The organism is Anaerococcus senegalensis JC48 (assembly GCF_000321005.1).
GTDB lineage: Bacteria > Bacillota > Clostridia > Tissierellales > Peptoniphilaceae > Anaerococcus > Anaerococcus senegalensis.
In genome coordinates this window covers 678,146-696,669 of the sequence record NZ_HE578907.1, presented here as the reverse complement: position 1 = coordinate 696,669, position 18,524 = coordinate 678,146, and the positions used below count along the sequence as shown (strand labels likewise).

Annotated in this window: 14 protein-coding genes and 1 pseudogene; 14 read left to right on the top strand and 1 reads right to left on the bottom strand. The window is 27.6% G+C overall.

Annotated elements, in window-relative coordinates:
- Nucleotides 1-2: 2 nt before the first annotated feature.
- The 4 genes from ASHG_RS03430 to rpe are packed head-to-tail and all read left to right on the top strand — an operon-like array spanning nucleotide 3 to nucleotide 4,269.
- Nucleotides 3-731: a Stp1/IreP family PP2C-type Ser/Thr phosphatase gene (locus tag ASHG_RS03430; protein ID WP_040397532.1), complete on the top strand. Its 729-nt coding sequence runs from the start codon at nucleotides 3-5 to the stop codon at nucleotides 729-731.
- 7 nt (nucleotides 732-738) lie between these two features.
- A complete protein-coding gene (pknB, locus tag ASHG_RS03425; protein WP_040397531.1) occupies nucleotides 739-2,754 on the top strand; it encodes a Stk1 family PASTA domain-containing Ser/Thr kinase in 2,016 nt (671 codons plus the stop codon).
- Nucleotides 2,751-3,650, top strand: a complete 900-nt coding sequence (gene rsgA / locus ASHG_RS03420; protein WP_051145873.1) for a ribosome small subunit-dependent GTPase A — start codon at nucleotides 2,751-2,753, stop codon at nucleotides 3,648-3,650. The genes pknB and rsgA overlap by 4 nt, the downstream gene beginning before the upstream one ends.
- A complete protein-coding gene (rpe, locus tag ASHG_RS03415) occupies nucleotides 3,607-4,269 on the top strand; it encodes a ribulose-phosphate 3-epimerase (RefSeq protein WP_040397529.1) in 663 nt (220 codons plus the stop codon). Before rsgA ends, rpe begins: the two co-directional genes overlap by 44 nt.
- An 85-nt stretch (nucleotides 4,270-4,354) precedes the next feature.
- Here the strand turns inward: rpe and rpmB are convergent, their stop codons facing one another.
- Nucleotides 4,355-4,543 (bottom strand): 50S ribosomal protein L28, encoded by a 189-nt coding sequence (gene rpmB / locus ASHG_RS03410; RefSeq protein WP_004812430.1) that lies wholly within the window; start codon nucleotides 4,541-4,543, stop codon nucleotides 4,355-4,357.
- 158 nt (nucleotides 4,544-4,701) lie between these two features.
- Here rpmB and murB point away from each other — a divergent pair, with 158 nt between their 5' ends.
- The 10 genes and pseudogenes from murB to ASHG_RS03355 all read left to right on the top strand — a co-directional run.
- A complete protein-coding gene (gene murB, locus ASHG_RS03405) occupies nucleotides 4,702-5,604 on the top strand; it encodes a UDP-N-acetylmuramate dehydrogenase (protein ID WP_040397528.1) in 903 nt (300 codons plus the stop codon).
- Nucleotides 5,604-6,458 (top strand): RNase adapter RapZ, encoded by an 855-nt coding sequence (gene rapZ / locus ASHG_RS03400; protein WP_040397527.1) that lies wholly within the window; start codon nucleotides 5,604-5,606, stop codon nucleotides 6,456-6,458. The genes murB and rapZ overlap by 1 nt, the downstream gene beginning before the upstream one ends.
- Nucleotides 6,446-7,168 carry a tyrosine-protein phosphatase gene (locus ASHG_RS03395; protein ID WP_040397526.1) on the top strand — a complete coding sequence of 241 codons (723 nt, stop codon included), beginning with the start codon at nucleotides 6,446-6,448 and terminating at the stop codon, nucleotides 7,166-7,168. The genes rapZ and ASHG_RS03395 overlap by 13 nt, the downstream gene beginning before the upstream one ends.
- Before the next feature lie 11 nt (nucleotides 7,169-7,179).
- Nucleotides 7,180-8,100, top strand: a complete 921-nt coding sequence (whiA, locus tag ASHG_RS03390; protein ID WP_040397525.1) for a DNA-binding protein WhiA — start codon at nucleotides 7,180-7,182, stop codon at nucleotides 8,098-8,100.
- Nucleotides 8,097-11,546, top strand: a complete 3,450-nt coding sequence (locus ASHG_RS03385; RefSeq protein ID WP_040397524.1) for a DNA polymerase III subunit alpha — start codon at nucleotides 8,097-8,099, stop codon at nucleotides 11,544-11,546. The genes whiA and ASHG_RS03385 overlap by 4 nt, the downstream gene beginning before the upstream one ends.
- A 10-nt stretch (nucleotides 11,547-11,556) precedes the next feature.
- A complete protein-coding gene (pfkA, locus tag ASHG_RS03380) occupies nucleotides 11,557-12,516 on the top strand; it encodes a 6-phosphofructokinase (RefSeq protein WP_040397523.1) in 960 nt (319 codons plus the stop codon).
- Between the two features lie 21 nt (nucleotides 12,517-12,537).
- Nucleotides 12,538-14,310 (top strand): pyruvate kinase, encoded by a 1,773-nt coding sequence (pyk, locus tag ASHG_RS03375; protein ID WP_040397522.1) that lies wholly within the window; start codon nucleotides 12,538-12,540, stop codon nucleotides 14,308-14,310.
- Nucleotides 14,310-15,836 (top strand): 23S rRNA (uracil(1939)-C(5))-methyltransferase RlmD, encoded by a 1,527-nt coding sequence (gene rlmD / locus ASHG_RS03370; RefSeq protein ID WP_040397521.1) that lies wholly within the window; start codon nucleotides 14,310-14,312, stop codon nucleotides 15,834-15,836. The genes pyk and rlmD overlap by 1 nt, the downstream gene beginning before the upstream one ends.
- A 467-nt stretch (nucleotides 15,837-16,303) precedes the next feature.
- Complete coding sequence (locus ASHG_RS03360; RefSeq protein ID WP_040397518.1) at nucleotides 16,304-17,890, top strand: hypothetical protein; 1,587 nt, start codon at nucleotides 16,304-16,306, stop codon at nucleotides 17,888-17,890.
- 108 nt (nucleotides 17,891-17,998) lie between these two features.
- Nucleotides 17,999-18,166, top strand: a pseudogene (locus ASHG_RS03355) (replication initiator protein A); the annotation flags it as partial.
- Between the last annotated feature and the right edge of the window lie 358 nt (nucleotides 18,167-18,524).

Below are 18,524 nucleotides of genomic sequence, written 5' to 3'. Positions count from 1 at the left end.
AAATGAAATTTAGTACTATTTCAAATATAGGCAAGGTAAGAAGTGAAAATCAGGATTATTATGGTAATTTAGAATTAGAGAATTATTGTTTTTTTATTGTTGCTGATGGTATGGGTGGATATAATGGTGGCGAGATTGCATCAAAACTTGCTACAAAATATTATATAGATTTTATAAAAAATGTAGACATTAAGGAGTTTTCTTCAATTATTGACTTACAAGAAGAAGCTTTAAGAAGTGCCAATAATAAGATTTATTCTTTAGCAAAATCATATGAACAATACTCTAATATGGGTACTACTGCTGTTTGTGTTTGTATTGATTATGAAAAAAAATCATACCACATTACTCATATAGGTGATTCTAGAGCTTATATATATTCTGATAAAAAGCTACAAAGAATAACTAGAGATCATTCTTTGGTTAATGATTTGATTGATTCTGGTTCAATAACAGAAGATGAGGCAGAAAATTTTGCAAATAAATCAACTATAACAAGAGCTGTAGGTGTTTCTGATAAAATAAAACCTGAATCAAGATCACTTGATATGAATGACAGCGATATTTTACTTATGGTAACTGATGGGTTAACAAATGAAGTTAGTGATGTTGAAATTGAATCAATTATAGCTAATAATTCAACGGCTGATAAAATATCTTCTAGCCTAGTTGATTTAGCTATAAAAAATGGTGGTCATGATAATATCACTGTAACTACAATTTTGATTTGAGGTAAATATGGACAATATTATTTTAGGTAATAGATATCAATTGCAAGATCTTATTGGCGTGGGAGGTATGGCTAAAGTTTACAAGGCTACTGATAGACTTCTACAAAGAGATGTTGCAATTAAAATTTTAAAAGACCAATATGCAGAAGATGATGAATTTGTAAAAAAATTTTCAAATGAGGCATTGTCTGCTGCAAGACTTACACATGTAAACATTGTGAGTGTATATGATATTGGTGAAGATTTAATAGAAGGAAAAAAAATTCATTATATTGTAATGGAGTATGTAAATGGGGAAACTTTAAAAGATTTAATTGATAGAAAAAAGATTATATCAAATCATGATATTATTGACTATTCAATTCAGATTTCTCAGGCTCTTAATCAAGCCCATTCATCAAATATAGTTCATAGAGATATAAAACCACAAAATATTTTGATGGATAGGTATGGTTTACTTAAAGTAACAGATTTTGGTATAGCAAGAGTTTCAACAAATGCAACTATAACATACACATCATCAATTTTAGGTACAGTGCACTATATTTCTCCAGAACAGGCTAAAGGGAAATTTGTTGATGAAAAGTCAGATCTGTATTCTCTTGGAGTTGTAATGTATGAAATGGCTACAGGAAAAGTGCCATTTGATGCTGATAATTCTGTAGGAATTGCTGTCATGCATATTCAAGATGAACCTGAAAGTCCTATAAAATTAAATGAAAATTTATCACCAAGGTTAAATGATATAATAATGAAGCTTCTTGAAAAAGATCCTCAAAAAAGATTTAAAAATGCTAATGAATTAATAAGAGCTTTGGAAGATAATTCTTATGATATAGGATTTGTAAGTAAGTCTGATACAGCAAAAATCGAAAAACCAGAAGATATTAATGAAACAACTTTTATTCCTGCAGTTGAAGATAAAAAGAAAAAAGAAAAGGTACAAGAAAAAAAGAAAGAAAATGAAGCTGTTTATGTAACACCGACAGAAGATTCTGAAAATAAAGAAAATAAAAATAAGAAAAAAAGAAAAATTTGGCCATTTATTTTACTTTTATTAGCTATTATTGCTAGTGGAATTTACTATGTAAAATCTAGTAATTCAAATATGGTTCAAGTTCCTACAGTTTTAAATTTGAGTGAAGATGAGGCTGTAGAAATTTTGGAAGATAAAAATCTTAAGGCAAATATATCTCGTTATGCTCAAAGCAATAATTATGAACCTGGAAAAGTAATGGAACAAGATCCAGGTCCTAAAACAAAAGTTAAAAAGAATTCTACTATAAATCTAGTAATAAGCGAAGGTAGGGAAGTAAAAGTTCCAGATCTTTCTGGAATGACTTTAGATCAAGCAGAGGAAAAATTAAAAGAAATGGATTTAGAGCTTGGTAAAACAAGTACTGATTTTAGTCAAAGTGTAAAAAAAGACACTATAATTGATCAAGAACCTAGAAAAAATGAAAAAGTTCAAGCTGGAAGTGAAGTAGATGTTACTGTGAGTTTAGGTAAAGAAGAGCCTGATATAGAAAATGTAAAAGTTCCAAATTTTGTAGGAAATTATGAAGAAGATGCAATAAATATTGCAGTTGAAAATAAGCTTACTGTTGGCAATATAACATATAAATATTCTGACAAATATGAAAAAGATGTTGTTATGAGTCAATCAATCCCTGCTAATACACAAGTAGCAGAAAATTCTACAATTAATTTTGTTGTATCAAGTGGAACAAATCCGGATTCAGATAATAGTGATGAAGATGATTCTGAACCTGAAAAAAAATCTCAAGAAGTCAATGTTAAATTTACTATAAATGTTCCTACAGATAAAGACTCATTCAATGTTAAGGTATATAAAGTTGGGGATAATAATAAAAATTCAGATTTATTATATAATCAAAATCATACAAAAAATGAATTAGATTCTAGTGGTAATTTAAATTTAGATTTCAAATCTGTTGTTGGAACTAAGGTGAATATACTTATAGATGATAAATCACAAGGAGTATATGAAGTAAATCAATGATTGGAAAAATTATAAAATCTCAAAAAGAAATATATTATGTTTTAACTGAAGAAAAAACATTTATGTGTAAAGCTAGGGGAGTTTTTAGAAATAAAAATATTAAACCCCTAGTTGGTGATAATGTAGAGTTTGATGTAACGGAAGATTCTAAAGGTTATATTACAAAAATTTTAGAGAGAAAAAATCAAATTAAAAGACCAAATATAGCAAATATAGACCAAATTTTATATTTTATTACTATAAAAAATCCTAGTCTAAATCTTTTTAATATAGATAAGTATCTATCTATGTGTGAATACATAAATATAGATGTTATTATTATTGTATCTAAAAAAGATTTGGCTGATAAAAAAGAATTAGATTTTTTGAGAATGTATGAAAAAATTGGTTATAAATTGATTTTTATTGACAATTATAATGATTTCCCAAAAAAGGAAATTTTAGAAATATTAAGAGGAAAAACTTCCGCAGTTTCTGGATCTTCAGGTGTAGGGAAGTCTACATTTTTATCAAATCTAGTTGAAAATGAAATTGAAATTGGATCTATTTCAGAAAAATCTAAAAGAGGTAAAAATACAACAAGACACATTGAAATTTTTAATTTAGAAAAAAATACTAATATTTTTGACACACCAGGTTTTGATAGTTTTGATATAGACTTTATTGATGATGAAAAAGAGTTAAAATATTGTTTTAGAGAATTTGATAATAATTCGTGTAAATTTAAGGACTGTAACCATATTAATGAGCCAAAATGTAAAGTTAAAGAAGATCTTTCTAAAAATATGATAGAAAAAACAAGATACGAAAATTATATAACTTTATTTGAAGAAATAAAAAAAGGAGACAAACATGGTAGAATTATCACCATCAGTTTTATCAGCAAACTTTGCTAATTTACAAAATGATTTAGATCAATTGAAAAAAACTAATATCAAATATTTGCATCTTGATATTATGGATGGGAAATTTGTTCCAAATATTTCTTTTGGATTTCCAATAATTAAGGCGATTAGAAAAGATAATGACTTTATATTCGACACTCACCTTATGATTGATGAGCCAATTAGATATATTGATGAATTTAAAAAAAGTGGAGCTGATCTTGTAACTATTCATTATGAAGCATGCTCAAATTTAGATAAAACTATAGAAAAAATAAAATCTTGCGGACTTAAAGTAGGTCTAAGTTTCAAGCCAAAAACAGATATTAATAATATAATTCTATATTTAGAAAAAATTGATTTATGTCTGGTAATGAGTGTAGAACCTGGGTTTGGTGGTCAAAGTTTCATGGAAGATTCTATTGGAAAAATTCAAAAGCTTAGGTCATATATAGATGAAAATAATCTATCTTGTTTAATTGAAGTTGATGGTGGAATTAAAGATCATAATTTAAAAAAAGTTATAGATGCAGGAGTGGATGTCGTTGTTAGTGGATCTGATATTTTCTCCCATAAGAAAAATTCTATAGTAGAACAAGTAAATAAATATTATGATATAATCAATGAATAAAAATGAATTAAAAAAAAGAAAGTAGCATTTAACTACTTTCTTTTTTTAATGAAAAAATAGTGCTTATAGCACTATAAAATTTCTATTAAGCTTTTTCTACTTTACCGCTTTTTATACATTTTGTACAAACGTTGATTGTTTTTACGCTTCCATTAATTTTAGCTCTTAATTTATGAACGTTTGGTTTAAAGTTTCTGTTTAGTCTTCTGTGTGAGAAAGTTACTTTGTTACCAAATTTTGTACCTTTTCCACAGATATCACATTCTCTAGCCATACTTTACACCTCCAAGTCTTAATTTTATCTTAGTTATTATACCAAATTTATTAAAAATTTACAAATATAATCGCTACTTGCTATTATATAGAAAAACGGACAAAAAATCAAACAAGAGTATAATAAAAATAGATTTTAGTTAGTTAGAAGGAGTGTTTATGGATTATAAATCATTGTATGAAACTAAAGATTTTGGAATTATTAAATTTGATGAAAAACTAAAAAACTACACAAATTTTGGCATTGGGGGATGTGCTGATGTGCTAGTTGAAGTAAAAGAAGAATACCAATTAATGAATTTGGTTAAATTTAATAGAAAAAATAATATAGAAACTACAATCATTGGAAATGGGACTAATATTTTAGTAACTGATAAAGGAATTAGAGGATGTGTTATAATAATTTCTAAAAATTATGATAGAATTTCTGTAGAGGGCAATCTCTTAAAAGTTAGTGCTGGTGCTCTTTTATCTGAAGCTAGTAAATTTTCATTTAAATATTCTTTGACAGGAATGGAAGAAGTTTCAGGAATTCCAGGAACTGTTGGTGGTGCTGTTGCAATGAATGCAGGTGCTTATGGCGTTGAGATGAAAGATATTATAAAAAGTGTTAAATTGATTTCAAAAGACGGTGATATTATTGAATTATCAAACTCTCAAATGGATTTTTCATATAGGCATTCAAAAGTTTTTGATGATGATTTAATAGTTTCTGAAGCAACATTTGAACTTAAAAATGGAGATCAAGAAGAAATTTATGAAAAATATAATGATTTTACAAATAGAAGAGTGTCAAAACAACCTTTAGAAAAAAAATCTGCTGGATCTACATTTAAAAGGCCTGTAGGATCTTTCGCATCTAAATTAATAGATGATTGTGGACTTAAGGGATATGCAAAAGGAGATTGTCAAGTTAGTGAAAAACACTGTGGATTTTTAATTAATAATGGGGATGCAACTTATAAAGAGATGATTGATTTTATAGAAGAAGTTGCTAGTATTGTATTTGAAAAAACAGGTTTTAAGCTAGAAAGAGAAGTAAAAGTTATAGGTGAAATATAATGAAGGTTAAAATTATAACAGGGCTTAGTGGTTCTGGAAAAACAACTGCTCTTAGAATTTTTGAAGACCTTGATTATTATGCTATGGATAATGTCCCATCAAGCTTGATTGAATCTTTTATTAAATTAAATATGTCTCAAGATAAACCTATTGATAAGCTTGCTTGTGTAGTTGATTTTAGGTCTATGGAAGTTGATAAAAATTTAGTTAAAAATCTTGAAAATCTTAAAAAGATAAATGAGGATACTAAAATAATTTATCTTACAAGCCAAGATGAAATAATAATGAAAAGATATAATGAGCTTAGGCGTCCTCATCCTTTAGGATCCTTCGGTGATGTAGAAGATGGGCTTAAAAAAGAGAAAAAGGAGTTAAAGAGCGTCGAAAAATTAGCTGATTTAATAATTGATACTAGTAACTATAATAATAAAGACCTAAGAAAGGTAATTTTAGATGTTTCTGAAAAAAAGGAAAATTTCATTATAAACCTATTTTCTTTCGGTTACAAAAACGGTCTAAGCCTAGATGTTGATGTTGTATTTGATTTGAGATTTTTACCAAATCCTTTTTATATAAAGGAATTAAAACACTTAAACGGAAGTGATAAAAAACTTCAAGCCTATCTTGATGGATTTGAAATTGCACAAGATTTTAAAAACACAGTTTATGAAAATTTGACTAAATTAATACCTTATTTTGTAAAAGAAGGCAAAAATTCTATTTCTATAGGATTTGGTTGTACTGGTGGCCAGCATAGATCGGTTTATATGTGCGAAAAAATATATGAGCTTTTGAAAGGTAGCAATTATATTGTGGTAAAAAAACATAGGGATAGGGAAAAATGGAAAAAATAAAGTATTTAAAAATCTTACCCTTTGAGAATATAAAAAATGCCAGGAGTTTGGGAGGATACCCAACTTATGATGGAAAGATTACTTCATGGGATTCTTTTATAAGAAGTGCAAATCTTGATAGTCTTACAGAAAATGATATGGCTTTACTAAAAGATTTAAATGTATCTACAATAATTGATTTAAGAAGAGAAGAAGAGACAAAAAACAATGGTGAGAAAATTGAAATTATAAAAAATAATTTTACCTATAAGCAAATTTCCCTTATGCCTTTGCCTATGAAACAAGAAGATATACAAAAAATTATTGAAAGAAAAATTTCTATTGGAAATTCATATATATCCTTGATAGACAATTTCTCAGCTATCAAAGAAATTCTTGAAATACTGGCATTTGCTGATGGAAGTGTTTTGTATCACTGCCAAGAAGGAAAAGATAGGACCGGAATAATTTCTATGATTTTACTTTTAATAGCAAATTCACCAAGAGAAATTATTATGGCTGATTATGAAGTCTCTTCTGCAAACTTAGGCTATATAGATATGTTTAAGGCAGAGGAGGCAGAATCAATTTTTAGAATTACAAGTCCATACAATATAAAAGAAGCTATGGATTATATTATAAGTAAATACAAAAATATAGAATTCTACTTAGAAAAAGTAGGAATAGACAATAAAACTTTAAAAAAATTAAAAGAAAAAATGATTGAATAGAGAGTGATTTGATGTCTTTTTCAAAAAGATGTAAAAAAGAAATATTAAAAAAAGAGCCTGATTACAAAGAAATTGATATGGAATTATTATCATATTTGTATTTTCAAGGCTCTATTAGAATTGTAAAAAATTCTTATCAAATTTTATTTAAAGCAAGTGAAAATATAGAAGCTAGGTATATTTATAAAATAATTAAAGAAAAATATAAATATTCTCCAGCAATGGAGATACAAAATAAAAGAAAATTTTCAAAAGATAGATCATTTGTAGTTTTGGTTGAAGATAGTCTTGTTTCAGATAAAATATTAAAACTTGCTAATCGATATAATTTATATGAAACTGATAAATTTTATGACAATTTAAAAAATCGTGATCAAAAAAAGATAATTTTAAAACTAGCATTTTTACTAAAAGGTTCAATAAATGATCCTTATAGAGGTTATAACCTTGAAATAAATGTTCAACAAAAAGAAGAAGCGCTTTTGATTGGAAAAATAATGGAAGATTTTTCAATTGATCCTAAATTAAATATAAGAAATGAAGCGTATTGCGTTTATATAAAAGATTCTGATAAAATTTCTGATTTTTTGGCGATTATTGGAGCAAATAAGTCTCTTTTTGATCTTGAAAATGTTAGAGCTATGAAATCAATTAGGAATGATATAAATAGACAAACAAATTTTGATAAGGCAAATATTGATAGGACGGTAAAGGCAGCTTTTAGACAAATTGATGCAATTAATAAATTGAAAGATAAAAATATTTTAGAAAACTTATCAGAAGATTTACAGGAAATATCAAAATTAAGATTAAATTATCCATATATATCCTTAGAAGAATTAGGAAAAATGATGACGCCGGCTCTTTCTAAAGCTAAAGTAAATTATAGATTACAAAAACTTATAAAACTTGCAGAAAGTGAGGATGAATGACAAATAATTTTACCCACCTTCATCTCCATACTGAATATTCTCTTTTAGAGGGCTTTACAAAAATTGATAAATTAATAGAAAAGTTAAAAGAATTAGGAATGAATTCTTGTGCCATCACAGACCATGGAAATATGTATGGGGTTATAGAATTTTATAAAAAGTGTATAGATAATGGGATAAAACCAATCATTGGCTGTGAAGTTTATATAAGTGAAAATGACCACAATATTAAAAATCCCCAAAATAAAAGATATTATCATTTAATACTATTAGCCAAAAATAATAATGGTTATAGAAATCTTATAAAAATTGTTTCAAAAGCTTATACAGAAGGCTTTTATTATAAACCAAGAATTGACTTTGAAGTTATTGAGAAATATAAGGATGACATAATAGCTCTTTCTGCTTGTTTGAATGGTGAGATAAATCAAAGAATTTTAGAAAATGATATAAAAAAGGCATACACTACTGCTAAAAAATATCTAGATTTATTTGGAAAAGAAAATTTTTATTTAGAAATTCAAAATCATGGATTAAGAGAGCAGAAAATAGTAAATGAAACTTTACTTAAAATCCATGAAGACTTGGATATAGAAATGGTCTGCACTAATGATGTTCATTACGTAGAAAAAAAAGACGCATTTTATCAAGATGTTTTATCTTGTATTCAAACAGGCTCTCTTTTGGAAGATGAAAAAAGGATGAAAATGCCTTGTGATGAATTTTACTTAAAAGATCAGAATATGATGGAAGAAATTTTCAAAGATTTTCCAAGAGCCTATGAAAATAGTCAGAAAATTTCAAAAATGTGTAATGTAAACTTAGAATTTCACAATCCCCATCTACCATATTTTACAAAAGTCCCTAATGACATGACAAATTTAGATTATTTAAAATATTTGGTAAATGAGGGACTTTTAAAAAAATACGAAAAAATTGATGAAAAAATTCAAAAAAGAGCCAAAAAAGAAATATCTGTAATCGATAATATGGGCTACGTTGATTATTTCTTAATTGTGTGGGATTTTGTAAGATATGCTAAAGAAAATAAAATTGCGGTTGGTCCAGGTAGAGGTTCTGCTGCAGGATCTATAATTTCTTACGCTCTTGATATTACACAAATTGATCCAATAAAATATAATTTACTTTTCGAAAGATTTTTAAATCCAGAAAGAGTGTCTATGCCCGATATAGATATAGATTTTTGCTATGAGAATAGGGATAGGGTTGTAGACTATGTGTATGATCTTTATGGAAAAGACCATGTTTCACAAATTGTAACATTTGGAAGGATGAAGGCAAGAAATGCCATAAGAGATGTTGGCAGGGTTATGGACATTTCTTTTAATAAAGTAGATAAAATTGCAAAATTAATTCCACAAGCAATTGGAATGACAATTGATAAAGCATTAGAAAATACAGAAAAATTAGCCTATGAATATCAAAATGATGTAGAAACAAAAAGAATGATTGATACTGCAAGAAATATAGAAAATCTTCCTAGACACACATCAATTCATGCTGCAGGAGTTGTAATTAGCAAGGAAATTTTAACAGATATAGTTCCTCTTGCTTTATCAAATGATCAAATAGTAACCCAATTTAACATGACAGAAATTGAAGAATTGGGCCTATTGAAAATGGATTTTTTGGGTCTAAGAAATCTTACTGTAATTCAAGATACAATAAAGGATGTAAAAAAATATAAAAATATAGACCTAAATTTAGATCAAATTGATGAAAATGATCCAAAAGTTATTGATCAATTTACAAAAGCAGAAACTATAGGGATATTTCAATTTGAATCTGCAGGAATGAGAAATTTTTTGAAGAATTTAAAACCTACAAGGTTTGATGATTTAGTTGCTGCGAATTCATTATTTAGGCCAGGTCCTATGGATCAAATTCCAAATTATATAAAAAATAAGATGAATCCTCAAAATATATCTTATATAGATGCTTCTTTAAAACCTATTCTTGAAGTAACTTATGGAATAATAGTCTATCAGGAGCAAGTTATGCAAATAGTCCAACAATTAGCAGGATTTTCACTTGGAGAGGCTGATAATTTAAGACGTGCTATGAGTAAAAAGAAAATGTCTGTAATGGAGGAAAATAGAGAAGTTTTTGTTCATGGTAAAAAAGATAAAAATGGAAAATTTGAAATTAAAGGTTGTGTAAATAACGGCATATCTGAAAAAAATGCAAATAAGATTTATGATGAAATGATTTCATTTGCAAAATACGCTTTTAATAAATCCCACTCAGCAGCTTATTCATTAGTTGCAATTCAAACTGCATATTTAAAATGTTATTTTACGGAAGAATATATGGCAAATTTATTGACATCAATTATGGGTGATAGTTCCAAAGTTTATCTTTATATTTCGGAAGCAAAAAGGTTGGGAATTGAGATTGTTCCACCAGATATAAATAAATCTGAAAGAAGATTTATTGCAGAGAAAAATAAAATAATTTTTGGAATGTCTGCTATAAAAAATGTTGGTGAAAAACTTATAGATTTAATTGTAAAGCTAAGAAAAAAAGAAAAATTTAAAACATTTAAAGACTTTTTAGAAAAAATTGAATCAAATGATCCTACAGCTTTAAATAAAAAAGCATTGGAATCTTTGATAAAAGCAGGAGCTTTTGATTCTTTAGGATATAAAAGATCAGAGCTAATTGCAGTTCATGAATCGGCTCTACAATCAATCCATGATAATGAAAAAGTTAATTTAAAGGGTCAAATGAATTTACTAGATTTTAATCAAGAAAAAAACGATAAGATTGATGATATAAAATTTCCTCCAATTAATGAATATAAAAACAAGCAAAAATTAAAACTTGAAAAAGAAGTCTTAGGTTTTTATATTTCTGATCACCCTTTAAATTCATTAGGAGATAATGTAAAAAGATACACTAATTTTACAACAGAAATACTAAGTGAACTAAGAGCAATTGATCTTGATAACTATGATAATAAAAAAGTTAGAATGGCAGGAATTATAACAAATAAATCTGAAACTATGACTAAAAAAGATACTCTAATGGCATTTTCTACATTAGAAGATATGTTTGGATCAATTGAAATGATTATTTTTCCAAATGTATATAAAGATTTTAGACAGATTATTGAAAATGATACACTTGTTATAGTAGAGGGCAATCTTCAATCTGGTGATGATGAATTGAAATTGATTGTATCAAAAATAAAGGAAATTGATGAGAACTCTTTTAAAAATTTATATATAAAAATGGATTATATAAGGTATAATAAGATACGAAAAGATTTATTAGATAATCACGGTAAAACGCCAGTGATAATTTATTTTACTGACAAAAAAAAGACAGTTAAACTTGATAAAAGCTTGTGGATTGATTCGAATTCAGATATAATAGATTATCTAAAGTTGAAGATTGGAAAGGATAATGTTAAGTTAATTTAAAGGAGATACTATGAAAACAATAGGTATACTTACTAGTGGTGGGGATGCACCAGGAATGAATTCAGCTATAAGAGCAGCAGTAAGAACAGCTCTAAATAATGGAATGAGAGTTAAAGGAATTAGAAATGGTTATGATGGTTTGATGAAAGGTGATATTTATGAAATGAATGTATCATCTGTAGCAGACATTATACATAAGGGAGGAACAATTCTTGGTACTGCAAGATCAACTGAATTTAAAAATTTAGAAGGTCAAAAAAGAGGTGCTCAAATTCTTAGAGATTATGGTATTGAAGGCCTTATTGTTATTGGTGGAGATGGATCATATAAGGGAGCTAAAGCTCTTAGTGATTTGGGAATAAATACTATTGGAATTCCTGGTACTATTGATAATGATATGGGATATACTGATTTTACAATAGGATTTTTTACTGCGATAGAAACAGTAACTGATGCAATAGGAAAACTTAGAGATACATCTTCATCTCATGGTAGGGCAGTTGTAATTGAAGTAATGGGACGTAACTGCGGAGATTTAGCTTTATTTTCTGGTCTTGCAGGTGGAGCTGAATCAATTATTGTACCTGAACATAAATTTTCAATTGATGAAATAGTTGAAAAAGTTAATCATGGAAGAAAAAGAGGTAAATTACATCACCTTATAGTGCTTGCAGAAGGAGTTGGTAATCCATATACTGTAGCAAAAGAAGTAGAAGAAAGAAGTGGCGTTGAGACAAAAGTTACAGTTTTAGGTCACGTTCAAAGAGGCGGATCACCATCATCAACTGATAGATTATTAGGATCTATTATGGGAGCTAAAGCTGCAGAATTATTAAACGAAGAGAAAACTAATATAGCATTAGGTTATACAGATGGTAAAATCACTCAAGTAAGCTTAGATGAGGCAGTATCAATAAAAGGCGACTTTAATGAAGATCTTTATGAACTAGCTAATAAATTGTCAAAATAAAGTTTTAGAGGAGGATAAGTTATGAAACCAGATATTTTAAAGAAAACAAAAATTGTATGTACAATTGGACCAGCATCAGAATCACCTGAAGTTTTGGAACAATTGGTAAGAAATGGAATGAATGTAGCAAGATTGAATTTCTCTCATGGGTCTCATGAAGAACACCTTGAAAAAATAAAAACTATTAAAAGATTAAGAAGAAAATTAAATGTACCTTTGGGATTAATGCTTGATACAAAAGGACCAGAGATTAGAATTGGTAGATTTGAAGAAAAAGAATATTTCTTAAAACCAGATGATATTTTTACAATAACAACCAGAGATGTTATAGGTAATAAAGATATTGTATCAGTATCATATGAAGGACTTCCAAATGATGTTGAAAAAGGTTCAATTATTTCTATAGATGATGGATTAATTCAATTAGAGGTTATGGAAATAAAAGATGGAACAGATATTGTTTGTAGAGTCCAAAATAATGGTGTAATTTCAAATAATAAAGGTGTAAATCTTCCGGGAAGAGTAACAAATCTTCCAGCAATTACTCCAAAAGATGTTGATGATATAAAATTTGGTATCGAAAATGGTATTGATATGATAGCAGCATCATTTATAAGAAAAAAAGAAGATATATATGATATAAGAAAAGTTCTAGAAGATCACGGTGGAGAAGATATTTTAATTTTATCAAAAATTGAATCACAAGAAGGTGTTGATAATATTGATGAAATTATTGAAGCAAGTGATGGAATCATGGTTGCTAGAGGAGACCTTGGTGTAGAAATTAGAACTGAGCTTATTCCATTAGTTCAAAAAGAAGTTATTAGAAAATGTAACAAAGCTGCAAAACCAGTAATTACAGCTACACAAATGCTTGATTCAATGCAAAGAAACCCAAGACCAACAAGAGCAGAAACAACTGACGTAGCAAATGCTATTATAGATGGAACAGATTGTGTAATGCTATCAGGAGAAACCGCAGCAGGAAAATATCCAGTAGAAGCTGTAAAAACAATGAGAGATATCTGTATAACAACAGAACTTTCTGATGACTTTGAAGAAAATATATATCAAACAGAAATTGATAGAAAAATTACAACAACAAATGCTATTTCAAAATCAACATGTACAATAGCTAGTCAATTAAATGCAAAAGCAATTATTACCTGTACAGCATCAGGAAATACAGCAAAAGCAGTTTCTAAATTTAAACCAAAAACAAATATTATAGCTTGTACAATTGATGAAAAAGTTGCAAGAAGACTTTCAGTTTCATGGGGTGTATATCCAATAATAGTTGAAAAAGCACACGAAACTGATGAATTAATTGAAAGAGCAATAGTTGGTGCCCTAAAAGAAAATTATGTTCAAGAAGGTGATTTAACAGTATTAACAGCAGGAATACCACTTGGAGTATCTGGAACATCAAACTTAATAAAAGTTCATGTAATAGGTGATATTATTGCAAATGGTACTGGAGTAGGTAATAAATCAGTTTCTGCAAAAGTTGTAGTAGGATCTACAAAAGAAGAACTTGAAGAAAAATTTGAAGATGGAGATATAATAGTTGCAAAATATACTGACAAAGACATCAATGAATTTATGGAAAGATCTTCAGGAGTAATATCTGAAAATGGTGGACTAACAAGTCATACTGCTGTTGTATCAATTCACTTTGGAATTCCTGCAATTTTAGGTGTTAAAAATGTAACTAATTTATTATCAGATGGAGATATAATTACAATTGATCCACTTGGAGGAATAATCTACAAGGGAGAAGCAAAGGTACTATAATGCAAATAAAAGATATCAAAATAGTTGATATCCTACAAGATGGCAGAGGAGTTGGAAAAGCTGATTCTAAAGTATACTTTATAGAAAAAGCAATATTTGGTGAAATTTGCGATATAGAAATAATAAATAAAAAGAAAAATTTCATTGAAGCAAAAAAAATAAAAACAAAAAAACAAAGCTGTCATTATAAACAACCACCATGTCCATATTATTATGAATGTGGTGGTTGTTCTATTATGGATATAAATTATCAAAGTCAAATAAAATTAAAAGAAAACCTAATAAAAAATGCTCTACTTAAATTTGCAAAAATACAATTAGAGGATATAGAAGTTCTTCAAAGTAAAGAATTTTACTATAGAAATAAAATAAGACTACAAATTACAAAAGATGGAAAACTTGCCTATAATAAAAAATATTCTAATGACCTTGTAGAAATAAAAGATTGTCTTTTGGCAAAAAAATTAATTAGAGAAAATTTAGGACAAATTGAAAATATAACAAAAGAAATTTCAAAAAAATATCCAGATAGCCTAGAGGAAATAACAATTAGGGCTAATAAAAAAGAAATACTTTTAAATATAAAAATAAAAGACGAAAAAATTATCTCATACATAAAAAATCAATATAAAGATTCAACTTATAACATTAACTTAATAAATAAAAAAGAAATAATAAATATTTCAGGCAAAGACTATATCATATATAATCTGTTGGGAAAAAAATTCAAAATATCTATGAACGATTTTTACCAAGTAAATGACTATATGACAGAAAAATTATATAAAACTTCCAAAGAATTTTTAGGTCAAAATCAAAAAGTTCTAGACTTATTTTGTGGCTCTGCGACAAGTTCCATAGCTATAAATGATGACCATGTAGTAGGAATAGAAATAAACAAAAACGCCATAAAAGATGCAAAAGAAAATGCAGACTCAAACGGATTAACAGATTATAAATTTATAGCAAAAAATGCTAACTATATAGACCATAAATTTATAAAAAAAGAAAAAATAGACGCCATAGTAGTAGATCCACCTAGGGCTGGCCTTGATAAAGAAATAATAAAAACCATAGCAAAAACAAAAATAAAAAAAATAGTCTACATATCCTGTAACCCACAAACACTAGCAAGAGATATAAATAGATTTCAAAACAAAGTTTATAAATTAGAAAAAATAAAAGGATGCGATATGTTTCCAGAAACTATGCATGTGGAGACGGTAGCACTTTTGTCCAAACTCGATGTCGATAAGCACATAAGTGTTGAAATTGAGCTGGATGAGATGGATTTGACAAGTGCGGAGAGCAAAGCAACATATACTCAAATCAAAGAATATGTTTGGAATAAATTTCAATTAAAAGTTTCAACATTATATATTGCACAGATAAAAAGGAAATGTGGAATAGAATTACGAGAACATTACAATAAGTCTAAAAAGGAGAAACAAAATATTCCACAGTGTACACCTGAAAAAGAAGAAGCCATCACGGATGCCTTGAGACACTTCAAAATGATTGAATAGAAAGGAATGACTGCCTATGACTCTCAGCATTTAAGACATTCATGCTCGGTATAGGAACAGCTATTATTCCTTTCTTACAAGGTATCAGTGAGAGAACAAGCTCAATATAAAGATTGATATGATCATTTTTATATTTAAAGGAGCGTTGAAATGATTGATAAAAGCAATAAAAAATTTTGGGATAAATTTGCTAAGCTATATGCTCCTTGCATGAAAAAAATAAAGGAGTATATGATAAAGTTTGCGAATACATTCGTCCTCATTTGAATAAAGACATGGAGGTGCTTGAACTTGCTTGTGGGTTTCGTGTCATAATAGTGATAGAGGCAAATAGTTATGTAAATATAAGGAGTTCAAAACTTCTACCAAATTTTAAAACTCAAAAAATAAATAGTTGGTGTGCTGCTTAGAGTAATTATTATATAATAATTATTGTAAAGAGTACATCAACATAAGGAGGTAGTTAGATGCCAAGAAAAGGGGTAACCATATATGATTTATTAATATCTTGTCCAGGCGATGTTACAGATTTTTTAGAAATAATAAAAGAAAGTGTTGAAAGCTTTAATAGAACTTTTGGTGATTTAAATAATATCGAAGTAGTTACTAAACACTGGTCTACAAATAGTTATCCTGAATCAGGTGATAAACCACAAGAATTATTAAATAAACAATTTGTTAGAAATTGTGATGCTGCAGTTGCAGTTTTTTGGACAAGATTTGGTACACCAACTGATAAGTATGGATCTGGTACAGAAGAGGAAATAGAAGAGATGCTTTTAGCTAATAAGCAAGTATTTATGTATTTTTTGAATGCTCCTATTAATCCTTCCGAATTCAATCAAGAACAATATCAAAAAGTGTTAGAATTTAGAGGAAAATATAAGGATAAAGGAATATACGCAATAGTTGATGATAAATTTGATTTTCAGCGACAATTTACCAATCATTTATCATTATATTTTTTATCATTAATTTCGGATTCAGGAAACTCGAAAAGTGAAATATTAAATCCTATATTAAAAATAAGAGATTTAAATACATTTTCAGAAGAATATTGTTCAATAAGTATGAATAAGTTGTTAGAGTCAAAATCTATTAACAATCAAAAAGATAAAATAATAGAGAGTATTGAAACTTTAAATAATTTTATTTTGCCAGAACGTAGTAAAGATATAAGTTCAGAAAAATATAATTTTAACGAATTAACTAATATTAACAAATCATATGGACAAATTAGTAAACTTAGTGGGATAAATAATTATGTAGAAATTAGTGACGAATGGATAAAAGCTATTAATGATTTTGCTAATAAAAATCAAATTAACATTGAAGAAAATTTTTGGAATTTGGGAAACTTAAAGAGTTATAGTTCTCAGCTACAGCTTCCATTTGGGAGTAGTGGACCTTCGTATTATGGAACTGATGAGGAGAAAAAACGCTATTCGTTGTTAAAAAAACTTTATATTAGTATAAAAGAATATAATGAATATAACGAGTATTTTGGATATATAGATAATGTTAAAGTTATTAAATTAATGATTTCAAATTTAGGTAATACATTTGATGAAGATATTGATATTAAATTGATTATACCAAAAGGATACATTCTTAAACATAAAGATTTACCTGATCCAGGCATGAATATTATAGAAGACTTACTTGAAATGAAACTTTTTGATTTCATATTTTCAATTCAAGAGAGTGATACTGTTAATAGATATGAAGATTCAAAAGTGGATAATTTAAATTTTAGACATGTTAATAGACTTAGTCCAATTTTAACAAAAAGCATTAAGGATGAATATGAAGATAACAAATATGATTATCGAGATTTATTAGATGACATATTTTCATATAAGCAATTTGAAAACTCAGATTCTGATATTTTGATTTTCGATATAAAGTATTTAAAACACAACTCTTCAATGGCATTTCCTTCTATTTTAATGTTTAAAAACCTTCCAGAATCAATAGAATATGAGATTACATCAAAACATATACCTGAAATTATAAAAGGGAAAATATATATTAAAGACAATATTAGTGGATGAAAAAGAGTTTTTAAGGTTATCTAATGATGAAAATTTAATATGTGAATCTCAGACGATAGAAAGTAATAATTCTGTCGTCTTTTTTTATTTCAAAGAAAGGAGGTAAGGATGAATTTTGATTATTTTTATAATAGGCAATCTGAGATGTATTACTTCATTAGGTTACCTATGGTATTAATGAAAGATGAAATTTTTGAGAGTATTTCTATTGAAGCTAAAGTTTTGTATTCATATATGCTTAAATTATTTGCTAACCACAAAATAAATGGCTATATAAGCTTAATCTAGCGAGTGCGATAAATCTTGAAAAAGTGTTAAAATATTTAATGATTATATTGACAAGCTGATATAAAAGTGTTACTATGCTTTTGTGATACTGAAAATCGCTATCACATTTTTATATTTTGTATATTCATATGAATTAATATTTAACATGTTAAAAAAATATTTAGTAGAGGATATGGGGAATAAATGAATAATAAAAGAATTATTAAGGCGACATTAATTGCCGCCTTGTCTATTTCATTCTTATTTAACGAGCCTTCCTTTGCCAGTAGCGAAGAAGAAAAACCGCTAGAAGCAAATAACCAAGGTCTTTTTGAAGAAAATGAAGCAACTGTAGAAAAAAAAGAAG